At 38.4% G+C, this 10,994-nt stretch carries 20 protein-coding genes and 1 pseudogene; 11 read left to right on the forward strand and 10 right to left on the reverse strand.

The genetic code is table 11. The features are described from left to right. The 6 genes from Q0212_RS05930 to Q0212_RS05955 form a co-directional block, all read right to left on the reverse strand. Nucleotides 1-191, reverse strand: a 191-nt coding sequence (locus Q0212_RS05930) for a hypothetical protein (protein WP_297923543.1), incomplete at its 3' end; no start/stop codon positions are given. After that, a complete protein-coding gene (locus Q0212_RS05935) occupies nt 188-430 on the reverse strand; it encodes a hypothetical protein (RefSeq protein ID WP_297923545.1) in 243 nt (80 codons plus the stop codon). The genes Q0212_RS05930 and Q0212_RS05935, both read right to left, overlap by 4 nt. 10 nt (nt 431-440) lie before the next feature. After that, nucleotides 441-749, reverse strand: coding sequence for a hypothetical protein (locus Q0212_RS05940; protein WP_297923547.1), 309 nt, complete (start codon nt 747-749; stop codon nt 441-443). A 328-nt stretch (nt 750-1,077) separates the two neighbouring features. Further along, the gene (locus Q0212_RS05945) at nt 1,078-2,781 is read right to left on the reverse strand and encodes a primase-helicase family protein (protein ID WP_297923549.1); all 1,704 of its coding nucleotides are present in this window, start codon (nt 2,779-2,781) and stop codon (nt 1,078-1,080) included. Next, complete coding sequence (locus Q0212_RS05950) at nt 2,778-3,794, reverse strand: PriCT-2 domain-containing protein (protein WP_297923551.1); 1,017 nt, start codon at nt 3,792-3,794, stop codon at nt 2,778-2,780. The genes Q0212_RS05945 and Q0212_RS05950 overlap by 4 nt, the downstream gene beginning before the upstream one ends. 50 nt (nt 3,795-3,844) lie before the next feature. Further along, complete coding sequence (locus Q0212_RS05955; RefSeq protein WP_297923554.1) at nt 3,845-4,045, reverse strand: Cro/CI family transcriptional regulator; 201 nt, start codon at nt 4,043-4,045, stop codon at nt 3,845-3,847. A 121-nt stretch (nt 4,046-4,166) separates the two neighbouring features. Here Q0212_RS05955 and Q0212_RS05960 point away from each other — a divergent pair. Beyond that, a pseudogene (locus Q0212_RS05960) lies at nt 4,167-4,373 on the forward strand (helix-turn-helix domain-containing protein); the annotation flags it as partial. 195 nt (nt 4,374-4,568) lie between these two features. Further along, on the forward strand, nt 4,569-5,039 hold the full coding sequence (locus tag Q0212_RS05965) for a hypothetical protein (RefSeq protein ID WP_297923556.1): 471 nt from the start codon (nt 4,569-4,571) through the stop codon (nt 5,037-5,039). Nucleotides 5,040-5,064: 25 nt separating this feature from the next. Here the strand turns inward: Q0212_RS05965 and Q0212_RS05970 are convergent, their stop codons facing one another. Both Q0212_RS05970 and Q0212_RS05975 read right to left on the reverse strand, forming a co-directional pair. Continuing rightward, nucleotides 5,065-5,355 (reverse strand): hypothetical protein, encoded by a 291-nt coding sequence (locus Q0212_RS05970; RefSeq protein ID WP_297923558.1) that lies wholly within the window; start codon nt 5,353-5,355, stop codon nt 5,065-5,067. A 19-nt stretch (nt 5,356-5,374) separates the two neighbouring features. Then, nucleotides 5,375-5,617: a hypothetical protein gene (locus tag Q0212_RS05975; protein ID WP_297923560.1), complete on the reverse strand. Its 243-nt coding sequence runs from the start codon at nt 5,615-5,617 to the stop codon at nt 5,375-5,377. Between the two features lie 106 nt (nt 5,618-5,723). Here Q0212_RS05975 and Q0212_RS05980 point away from each other — a divergent pair, with 106 nt between their 5' ends. The 9 genes from Q0212_RS05980 to Q0212_RS06020 are packed head-to-tail and all read left to right on the forward strand — an operon-like array spanning nt 5,724 to nt 9,798. After that, the gene (locus Q0212_RS05980) at nt 5,724-6,611 is read left to right on the forward strand and encodes a hypothetical protein (RefSeq protein WP_297923562.1); all 888 of its coding nucleotides are present in this window, start codon (nt 5,724-5,726) and stop codon (nt 6,609-6,611) included. Then, nucleotides 6,612-6,893, forward strand: coding sequence for a winged-helix domain-containing protein (locus Q0212_RS05985; RefSeq protein WP_297923563.1), 282 nt, complete (start codon nt 6,612-6,614; stop codon nt 6,891-6,893). Between the two features lie 2 nt (nt 6,894-6,895). Then, nucleotides 6,896-7,474, forward strand: a complete 579-nt coding sequence (locus Q0212_RS05990; protein ID WP_297923565.1) for a hypothetical protein — start codon at nt 6,896-6,898, stop codon at nt 7,472-7,474. Nucleotides 7,475-7,488: 14 nt separating this feature from the next. After that, a complete protein-coding gene (locus tag Q0212_RS05995; RefSeq protein WP_297923567.1) occupies nt 7,489-7,722 on the forward strand; it encodes a hypothetical protein in 234 nt (77 codons plus the stop codon). A 2-nt stretch (nt 7,723-7,724) separates the two neighbouring features. Continuing rightward, entirely contained in the window at nt 7,725-7,970 is a 246-nt protein-coding gene (locus Q0212_RS06000; protein ID WP_297923569.1) for a hypothetical protein, read from the forward strand. Next, nucleotides 7,945-8,160 (forward strand): hypothetical protein, encoded by a 216-nt coding sequence (locus Q0212_RS06005; RefSeq protein ID WP_297923570.1) that lies wholly within the window; start codon nt 7,945-7,947, stop codon nt 8,158-8,160. Before Q0212_RS06000 ends, Q0212_RS06005 begins: the two co-directional genes overlap by 26 nt. Then, nucleotides 8,160-8,378 (forward strand): hypothetical protein, encoded by a 219-nt coding sequence (locus Q0212_RS06010; protein ID WP_297923572.1) that lies wholly within the window; start codon nt 8,160-8,162, stop codon nt 8,376-8,378. The genes Q0212_RS06005 and Q0212_RS06010 overlap by 1 nt, the downstream gene beginning before the upstream one ends. Nucleotides 8,379-8,380: 2 nt before the next feature. Next, the gene (locus Q0212_RS06015) at nt 8,381-8,593 is read left to right on the forward strand and encodes a hypothetical protein (RefSeq protein ID WP_297923574.1); all 213 of its coding nucleotides are present in this window, start codon (nt 8,381-8,383) and stop codon (nt 8,591-8,593) included. Nucleotides 8,594-8,610: 17 nt separating this feature from the next. Further along, a complete protein-coding gene (locus Q0212_RS06020; RefSeq protein ID WP_297923576.1) occupies nt 8,611-9,798 on the forward strand; it encodes a DUF3596 domain-containing protein in 1,188 nt (395 codons plus the stop codon). A 168-nt stretch (nt 9,799-9,966) separates the two neighbouring features. Here Q0212_RS06020 and Q0212_RS06025 read toward each other — a convergent pair whose 3' ends face one another. Beyond that, nucleotides 9,967-10,692, reverse strand: a complete 726-nt coding sequence (locus tag Q0212_RS06025; protein WP_297923578.1) for a hypothetical protein — start codon at nt 10,690-10,692, stop codon at nt 9,967-9,969. A 3-nt stretch (nt 10,693-10,695) separates the two neighbouring features. Then, the coding region (locus Q0212_RS06030; protein ID WP_297923580.1) for a hypothetical protein at nt 10,696-10,994 on the reverse strand (299 nt) is incomplete at its 5' end.

The following is a 10,994-nucleotide window of genomic DNA, read 5'->3' on the forward strand; positions in this document are numbered from 1 at the left end:
TCATCACAAGCCGTGTCTTTAACTGGCCGTGCATCATCCCAAACATAACGCGATAGATTGCTATTCCATTCGCGTTCGATGCTGCCACACTGAGTAGCGACCTTTGGCCCCCACGAACCTGAGCTAACAAACAAGCCCCAGTTATCCAAAAGCATTTCTAAAACCTGTGGTGTTATTGATGACTGTTTCATAGGTTACTCACATCAATACTTAAGCAAGCCTCTCCACGTTCCCCAATTGCCTCATTCATCACGTCACCATAGGCAAGAAAACTATTAAGACGCTCTACTTCCTCAGCCATAACAGCACACTGATTAACAGCCGCTTGACGTGCGTTATCAATGCGATGCAAATCTTTTATGAGCTGCTCAACTTGTTTTGTTAAACGCGCATTTTCGGCTTTTAGCCATTCGACCTCAGATTCACCCATGACAATACCCTCACATACCAAACACAAATGGTTTTGATTGTTCTTTGATTGCTTGTTTAGCTTGCACCAGTGGTTTAGGTGCAATGATCTCAACGTTTAAATCATCAGCAATTGCTTGCTTATGCAGTTCATCAGCTATGGCGTGCCAGTAACGTTCTTTCATGTCTTGGCTACGTTCTAAAACTTGCTCTAATACTTTTCGGTTTTTGGCACTTACTTTGTCTAAATTGGACACTAAAACCTTATCGGCTTGCTCAGCACTGTTTAAATAAAATGCTAATAAGCAATCTAAAGTGACTTGTGTGAGTGTTCTTTTCATTTTTAAGCCTATATTGTTTAATTTTTAAACTTTGTTAAGGGTTATGTTAAGGGTTTGTTGTAAACCCTTAACATATCTAGCCCTTGTGGCTGTAAGGTTTGTTAAGATGTTAAGAGTGTTAAGGGTTATTTTCTCGCACGTAAGAGAAAAAATATTTTTTATAAATTTGTTTTGTTGGTTTATAAAAAAATAATTTCTTGTGTGCGCGTGCGCGTGTAAACCCTTAACCCTTTAACAAACCTATCTCTAAGCCTTGCGGCTGTAGGCTTGTTTTATGTTAAGGGTTTGCTGTAAACCCTTAACATAACCCTTAACATCATTAACAAAACTAATCAGCACTCTCTTTAAATGCGTCAGCAAACTCTTGGCAACACTCAGCTAAAAACGCTTCTTGTGTTTTACCCTGTGGTATGTCTTTAACAATAAAAAACGTGGCTTGCTTTGTTTTTTGTCCAACCCAGTACCAAGCTAATTTTTTATGCAACCTGACGCTTAACAACGTACAAAACTTTGTTTCTGATAAAGGTTTTTCAGTTGCACTACCGCAGAACCGTTTATAAGCCTCATATAGCTGCTTAGTGCGACAGTTGGTATAAGGGTATTGCAGCCGCCCAGCTTTCCACTCTCTTAAAAATACTTCCCATGCAGGCAATCCGTATTCAATTAGCCGTTCTTTGGCTTTAGTCATGGGTGGTTCGCTATTGGCTGTAAAAACGTATTTATGAGTTTTTGATGCGCCTTTTTCATCTTCGACTTGATATTCAAATTCCATAGGCAAATTAAGCAAGAATGTGTACCAAGCGCGTATGCCCTCATTATCTGGACGATTCATATCTAAGACGGCATACGCCAAAATATCAGGGTCTAGTTTGAAGTTTGGCCAACACACTAAAAAGCGGCGATCTCTAGGCTCAATCGGCAATGGTTGTATTTCGTTTGATAAAAACACACAGTTTGAGTAGTTGGCTTCTTCCCAGCCACTCACAAACTTCTTTTCCACACGACGTGTTTTGCCAGTCACTTCATGCTTAACAACGCCCATGTTTTGAAAGCGACCACTTGAACTAAAAATTTCCTCAAAGACTGAATACAAGTTTCCTGACTTCCAGTCTGAATACTGACTTTCTAATTGATGTTGACCTAAGGTTGCTGAATATTTGCCATATACTTGACGGTGAATATCGCTAAAAAATAAAGACTTACCTGCACCCTGCACTTCACCGTGGAACAAAATAGCAGTTGCTAACTTTGTTCCCATTTTTTGTAATGGCAAAGCAAGCCAACGTAATACCCAGTTAAATACAAAATCGTTTTCACACATTGATTGTAATAATTGATATATCCCTAAGCACTTATCATTAAGCTGATCTTGTGGCAAAGGAATCAAAGGCAAACCGTCAAACGTATTAATGCAGTCATCTTCGGTTCGCATAGTAGGGTCAAAAACAATTTTATCGGGTAACACCATTCTTCTCCTGCTAGAGTTTTTTAGCCATAATTGATATTCGTTTGGCCACGCAATCTCTAATGACGATACAGGTATGCGTGTTCTTATTTGACTATCCCAAACATCTCTAGTGCCATAAATTAAAATATACCGCGACAGCATCAAGTCCACCCCTGCAACCCCCACTTGGTTGGCCGCAGAGTTTTCTTGAATAGACTTAACATTAGCCAAACTGATTAGCTTTTTGTTTGGACTTTCTAACCATTCGCTTGATAACTTTTTACCGACTAAATCCTTAAACGCGCCTTTTTTCATTACGATATGTTGACGTGTGTCCCATACATCCGTCTTACCTTCGATTAAGGCAAACCTTTCGAGTAGTATTTCGCTAGAAAATGGTTGATTTTTATTTGTGGGTTTTTCGGCCTGACCCTCACTTTTTGGTTCGCCTACGGCAACTTCGAGGGGTTCGGGGAGTTTTGGGGCATGGGTGGACAAGGCATTCTGCAACTGCTCACGCACCACAGGCAAACCGCGTAAAACGTGTAAATCGTTAAAGTCGTTAGGTTTTTTTTGGGTAGTCATACTTCACCCCCAAAATCAGGCAACACCACGTCACCGCCAATCAATTCAGCCGCTTGTGTGGCAAATTTTTCACCTGAGCCGTTATCGTCTTTATCCGCACAAAACAAAATTTTGGCCGTTGGTGCTTTTTCTTTAATGACTGGTGCTACGTTGACCATATTGCCATTATCAAAACAGACAAAAACTGGCCATTCGGTAGCCATGTGAATACTAGCGGCTGTTGCGTAACCCTCGGCGGCTGCAACGGCTTTGGCATCTTTTAAGTAGCCAATAATGTGAAATAAGCCAATTTTGCGGCCATATTTAGGAAATAATTTATTGCCTGTGCCGTTAATTGCCTGTAATGCCCAAAGTTTGCCGTCTGCATCACGCAAGGGAACGGCAATAGAGCCTTTTTTGAACATTAAAAAATGGATGTTATCGGGACGTGGTTTAGGTAATTTTTTGAAGAACTCAAAAACTTTTGCACCACTGATTACCCCTGCTTTTTCTTCTATGTCATCAATCCACAAAACAACGGTTTGATGGAAAAAACGTATGCCCAAAGCAGTGACTTGTTTACGCTTTAAGTAGTCTGATTGACCAAATTCAAAACAAAAGTTTTCCCACACTTTTTGACAGCCGTTGGCCACGATGGATTGCATTTTTTGTAGCTTGGCTTCATCCGCTTCAATTTGGGCATCACGTTCGGCTTTGCGTGCTGCTTGTTCGTCTTTGAGTTTTTTGCGTTCTGCTGCGGTAAGTTGTTTTTTGGGATATTCCCAGCCGCGCTCTTTGGCCATGTTGACCAGTACGCCAAAGCTGTTTTTACCTGTTTTGAGTGAACGCCATGTTGTCATGGCTTCTTTTTGCTTATAGGTAGATGCGCCTGCACTCCAGCTATCCCAATAGCTAAAGCCATTTTCGCCAAATTCTGTTTTTATGGCATTGCCTACTTTAATCCATGTTTGACGGTCAACGTCTGGACTAATGTATTGCAAGAGGCTTGGTAAATCGTCAATTGTTAGGGACACGTCCAACATTCCTACAGTTTTTAGTCGTTTTAAGAGTTTTTTAGGTATTGTCAGGATGTTTTAATTTCAGGACAAAGTTCAACGGCTTTAAATTTTCCTTGTGTTTTTTGCTCAACACGTAATGCCACCAAAGCAGACATTTTTGTCTTTCCAGTTACCCAAGCGTGTACAGAAGGCTGTTTTACATTTAACTCAACAGCCGTTTTCTTTTGTCCACCGAAATGCTCAACAAGGTCTTTATAGATACTCATAACTTAAAACCTGCAAATAATATGCTCATTATAGTTATGCCTATAATCAAGTCAATAGTTATAACTATTTGTTTTTATATAGTCGTAACTATATGATTATTGTTGTTAATGAGAGTTAGCCATGAACGATTTAAAAGATAGGCTTAAAAGCGCGCGAAAAGCCGCTAATAAAACACAGGCCGAAGTAGCAAAAGCTGTTGGAATGACTCAGCCAAGCTATCATCAATTAGAATCAGGCAAATCTGTAGCATCTACTTTTTTGCCTTTGATTGCTGATTATTTAGGTGTAAGTTCTTTATGGCTACAAACTGGCTCTGATAAATATTCAACAAAAACACCAAATGCCGCAGAACTACTTGCCCAACAGCTTAAACAATTTACCAACGAAGGCAAATTAAGCCCCGAAGACCTTAGTTTTATTAACAATACAATCCAACATTTAGTTAAATTAAAAGAGTCTCAGGATGCTGTTGCAAATGGTACAGCACCTGATAAAAAAAGTGCTTAAACAAGGAGTTAAATTATGGATGCTAGTACACTATTTAGATTATTGATAATTTTTGGCTTTATTTATGGAATGTTTAAGCTTAAAAATTATCTAAAAATAAAAGCCAATACAACTTCATCGCCTAAAATTTATAACCTCCCCACCAATGGCGGCTATGACCTTGAAATTGTTGGAGAAGCCAGTTTTCAAGATAACTTATTAGCTATTTGTGGACGAAAAACCAAAAACGGCCACAACAAAAAAACCATTGCCTATCTTATTTTGGAAGATAACAATCCAGTTGATAAAAACGCGGTAAGGATTGATACAGAAGGCAAAACAGTAGGCTATTTATCACGCGCTGTTGCTATCAAATATCGTGATTATTTAAAGCATTACCAATTAACCAACATTATCGGCACTTGCCCAGCCGTGATTAAAGGTGGCTGGGAAAGGGATAACGGTGACAGTGGTCACTTTGGCGTATGGCTTGATTTTACGTTGTAGATTGAGAGGGATTTAAATATGAAAACTAAGCAGACCCAAAGCGATGCTGAAGACGTTTTACCATCACCTGCTGATAGGCTTCTTCAAATGCAACGTGAGATTCAGAAGCTGCACGCGCAATACGAGGAGCTACTGCCTCTACTGCCTGTAAAAATAGGGAACGGCGCACCTCAGACATGTCTTCGTCAAACTTACCTGTCACTGGATAAGATTCGGAACGGACTTTTACGCTCACAGAAACTTCAATAAACAAATGTTCAAGCGTTAACGTTATTTTTGGATCACCCTCAAACGTTTGAATTTCAAATTCATCCATAACACACCTCAATATCAAGCTATTGCTTTTGTTGAAAAATTGATAAAGCTCCACCATCCATAGCATCATCAACCAACGCTTGAGCCAACTTTCTAATAGTTGGCTTTTTTTTTCCTTCTAAAGCCAATTCATCATAACGCTCTAAACCAAACGCCCAATTTGCATTTTTGTCATGCAGCCAGTTAGCCACTTTAACAGGCAAAAACGGCATAGCAGGATGCACCACACAGTTATGCACAAAACTTTTTAACCATTGTTTCATATAAACCTCAAAAAAATTAAACGGCAATAAAAATATAGTTAAAACTATTGATTTTGTAAATAGTTAAAACTATATTTATAGGCGAAAGTGTTTTAGGACAACAACAATGAACACCCAAACCCTCCCTTGGCTCAAATTCTCTCACGAAAGTTACATTTTTAACTTTCGCGTTGGCACAAAAGCAGCCGTTAAAGCTGCTTATTTAGACTTGCTATGCTTGTGCATGAAGCAAAGCCCTGCTTTGTCTATACCAAATGACGATAAGTTTTTGGCCAACTGGTGCAACCTAACCTTAAAAGCATGGCTCAAAATTAAAGACCAAGTATTAAGCCAATTTGCACTAAACAGCGACAACAACCGCTATTACTCAATTATGTTAGTAGAAAACTATCAAGAAACCGACCAATTAAGCACTAACCAAGAATTACCAACACGTGCCAAAACCAATGCAGAACGCCAAGCTGAATATCGCGCACGTCAACAAGAAGCACAACGTAACGCAAGTAACGAACGTAACAACAGCGTAACGCCACATAACGAACCACGTAACGAAAGTAACGTTACTAATTTAGATAAAGATTTAAATAAAAATATAAATATAAACCCAGTTGTTTTAGTGCAACCAACCGTTGAAACACCAACAACCGCAACAACTGGACTGGTTTGTATAGATTTTTTTAAACCCACATTAAGCAGCTTGAGCAACGTAACGAAACATAACGATAAAACGTTACACAAGTTTATTAGTTACAACCAAGGCAAAAGCCTACCTCAAACCGATTTAGACAAATTGTATGACTACTGGTTGAGCATCGAAAAATCGGCCAAAACCACAACCGAGCAACCCAAACCGATTGGCGACACGTTATATGGCGTGCTTAAAAGCGACATTGAACGCTTGGCACGCGCTGGCGAAAGCTACGAACAAGCCGCTATTCGCATTAAACAACAACGTGCTGAAAAAGAGCGCGATGATAAATATAAGGCAGCTTAAATGAAAACAAAATATTCACGTTTTGACCACTTAAAGCGAATGATAGAGATTTTGCGAATTGTGTCAGAAAGTACAGGAAGACGTGTTGGTACTAAAGAAATTTTAGAAAAACTACAGGAAAAACAAATAACTGTGAGTTTAAGAACTATTCAACGCGATTTACGTTTTATGCAAGAAGCAGGCATACCCATTGATGTTGATAGAAATAGCCCTATGGGTGCAAAAATAAACAACAATAACCAATGGTTAGTCCCTATTTTACAAAGAGCCACGGAGCAATAAAAATGACAGAAGCAACTTACCCAATCGAAAACGACTCTTTTTTAAACTTGCTTGACGAGTTAAGAGACGAACTCGAAATGATTAGCACGACCAATGCCTTAACCACCAATGTTGAAGGTGATGATGACATTGAAAACGCTGTAATCAAGTCACTTGAAATTGTTGACACGATTGCTGCTGATTTTGTGAATAGGCAAAACACTAACACATCAGGATTAACGCACGTATCAAAAGCATTACCCACAAACACATTAAATAATGATGTTTTATATGTTGGCATTAATAGTCGCGGCTTTGCTTGCGTGTTTAATTATTTGTCTGTTTATGAGTCTAACAATATAAAAACTTTTAATTGTTATTATATTGATGATAAAGAAAGACTTTATCAAATGAATGGTTTGGTTTGGTGGAAAGTTTTAGAACTACCCTCTTTTAAAGACTTTTACGATGAAGGCTTTGCCGCAAATTCGTCCGCGTTTATCACTAAACGAACTATTAACAGCAATCCTTACCCAAAAAACACACCAGAACATCAGCACTGGCTTAAAGGCTGGACGACTGCTGCTGAATTACCATTTTAAAAGGATTTAGAAAAATGAATGACAGTTTTGACATGCCTTTTTGGTACTTACGTTTTTGGCAACTTTTAAGCGCATTAAGTGAATCAAAAAATGAAACAGCATTATATAAAGATTATGGTCACTTATGCGGTTACATAGACGGTCTTTTTTGTGCAAAAGCAATTGATTCCAAAGGTCAAAATTCATTGTTTAATCTGTGTAATACAGCATTTTTACATGCAGACCTTGAATTATTTAAACGGAGTTAATCATGGAAACTTTAAAAACTGTCGTTATTGCTTTGTTAGTCATTTATTTGGCTTATTTAGCTTTTAGAAACAAAGAGCTATCTAGCCAAAATAAGCAGCTTTATAGCGATAACACCGAGCTTTTTCACAAATATAACAATGCAGCTTGGCGACTTGATTTAGCAAATAGCGAAATAAAAATCCTAAACGCTGAATATGGAATCAAGCCTAAAAAGGTGAATCATGCAAATACAGTGGCTAAAAGTTAGTGACACTATTATTCAAAGTGACTGCGGTAACTACAGAGTTAAAAAGTTAGACCGTGGTCACGTTACACTTTTTGCAGCAGAAATCAAAGTAAGTGAGCTTTGTTATTTGGCTACTGAGTTGAAGCTATCAGCAGCAGAAGCAAAACAAGCTTGCTTAGATGACAAAATTAAGCAGCAGGAGCAAGCCTAATGAATGTTGGTATTCAATGCGCGATGTGTGGCAAAACCAGTGATTTTGACTCATTTTGTTTTAGTCCTATGGGTTTGCCCTTGCCTAAATTTCATTATCAATGCCCTAGCTGCAATCATGCGTTTCAATTAGTTAAAACATCACAACCAACTATTAACCAACACGGGCAAATTTTACCGCCTGAATTGGCTGTTGTTGGTAGTCAAGCGAGTTTGTAATTATGAGACAGTTAAATTGGGTGACTGTTAAACGCTATTGCGAACTATCAGGCGAAACAGAAAAAGCGGTTGAAGGCAAACGCAATGCTGGCCATTGGATTAAAGGTGTACATTGGGTACTATCGCCCGACAATCGTGTACGAATCAATTTAGAAAAGGTCGAAGAATGGATAACACAGGGCAACCAATCAACTCAAAAAGCACTAAAAAGCTAAAAACCTCACGTGGCATCATGTTACGTGAGCATAAACACACCCAGTCTATTCAAATCAGTTTTACATATAATGGTGTACGCTGTCGTGAATCACTCAATTTACAGCACACGTCAGCTAACATCAAATATGTGGAACGATTAAAAGCAGAAATTCAAAATGCCATAGAACGAGGTACTTTTGATTACTCTGTTTACTTTCCAAATTCGCCTAAAATTAAGTTATTTAGCAAACATCAAGTTCAAAAAACAATAGCTGATTTATTGAATCAATTTATTACGCTTTATAAGAACGCCTTAGATAATAATAAAATATCGCCATCCACTTTTAATAGTTATAAAAAAGTAATTAACGCTCATTTAATGCCTAGCTTTGGTCATTTGTTAGTGAATGAATTAGAACCAACTCACTTAAAAGACTGGATTGTTACCCAAAACAAAACCGCTAAAACGGTACGAAATATATTAACGCCTTTACGTTCTGTACTGGATGACGCACTTAATGAGGGATTAATACAAAGTAATCCACTTGATAAAATTGCTTTAAATAAGCTGCTAATAAAAACAACAACCAAAAGCACTTATGAGATTGACCCATTCAACAGCGAGGAAATTAAAGCTATTTTGGCAAATTGTGAAGGACAAGGCAGGAACTTAATACAGTTTGCATTTTGGTCGGGATTGCGTACCAGTGAGTTGATTGCGCTTGAGTGGCAAGATATAGATTTTGTGAACAATAAAATTAAAGTGTCTCGCGCCGTGGTTGAAAAAACTGAAAAAGGTACAAAAACAGCAGCAGGAACAAGGGAAGTTATGCTTTGGCCTTTGGCTTTGACCGCACTACAGGCACAAAAAGAGCATACATTCATTGAAGGTAAGCGAGTTTTTTATAATCCACGTACCAAGACACCTTGGGAAACAGACGCACAAATTAGAAAAACGCTATGGACGCATATTTTAAAAAAAGCAGGTGTACGCTATCGGAATCCGTATCAAACAAGGCACACTTTTGCCAGTACGCTATTATCTCGAGGGGAAAATATTTGGTGGTTAAGTCAGCAGATGGGACACGTTGACGTTGAAATGATTATGAGAAACTATGGTAAATGGATACCAGATTCCAGCAAAAAGAATGGCTATCAACCATCAGGTAACTATGATGACTTTACGCCTATTGACACTGAAATGACACTCAAAAAAGAGGCTTAATAGTAAGTATTTGATATTTAATGATTATATTTTGATGTGTTGTAGGTTCAATTCCCGCCATCTCCACCAAGTAACACATTGAAAAGCCTAGAGAAATCTAGGCTTTTTTGTTTTTTACCCCCTATAGAACCCTATGGAGTCCTATAGAGAACGACACGCAAATGACACTTAAACTGGAGGCGTAAAATTAGTTAAGTATCTACCAACATTGCTAAACTTAAAGTTATCTAATTTACCCCTGAATTGATTAAGTAAAGGGGTGAATGGGTAATTACCTATATCTAAGAAAGTTCCACCTAGATTCAGCGAATTAGTAAACGCACCGTTGTACTGATAATTACTTGTAGAACTCTCCATTCCGTTAGAAAAACCAAACAATACACCGTTGTTTCTGAGGTCAAAACAAACATGGTTATTCTGACTTAAATCGCTAAGAGCAGTACCCAATTGGGTATATATTTGGTTGAAAATAAGGTTGTACCAAACCAAAACAACCGAGCCTCCATTGCCTGTTGCACTGCGCCCTATATAACAGAAAACACTCCCGACTGTGCCTGTAATACCTTGTGTAAAAATTAACTGAGATTCATTATTGGCTATCTTATCTAAGTCAATCTGAACTCTAAACTCAATACTTTTTAAAGCCCGATTAGCAGGATTTAACGTGTCATTTGTAGTTATTTTCGCCTGACTTGTATCTGTAGTCAGCAGTAAACTTGACGTACCACTAAGAGGGTTTGTAGTGGTTAGTGCAGGAGAACCTGAACTTACTGTGACACTTCTATGGTACGGACTACTATCCGTAAAAACTTGACTACCCTCTGAGCCTTCAAACCTAAGATTTATCAAAGTCGCCAAATCAATTTTTTTCTTCAAAACACCTAATGGGAACATAAATCACCCCACCACTTTCCAAGTATTAGAGCCTTTATAGACCAAGGTTTTGGTTTGGTGTTGATAGCTAAACGTCAAATCGCCCTGCAAAGTAACGCCACTAGCCACCAATGCTTGAGCAGCATAAGTACCTGTAATGCTAATGTTCACGCTATCACCAGCAATTTTACCTGTGCCAGTTGCAGCATTAATGATGATACTTGTTAAAGAGTTATTAGATAACTCAATGATTGTACGACCGTTTTCGGTAACGGCACTAGCAGGGACGGTGTAGGTTGTTAGTGTTGTAGTAGAATCATTTA

The organism is uncultured Agitococcus sp., assembly GCF_937920075.1.
Classification (GTDB): domain Bacteria; phylum Pseudomonadota; class Gammaproteobacteria; order Pseudomonadales; family Moraxellaceae; genus Agitococcus.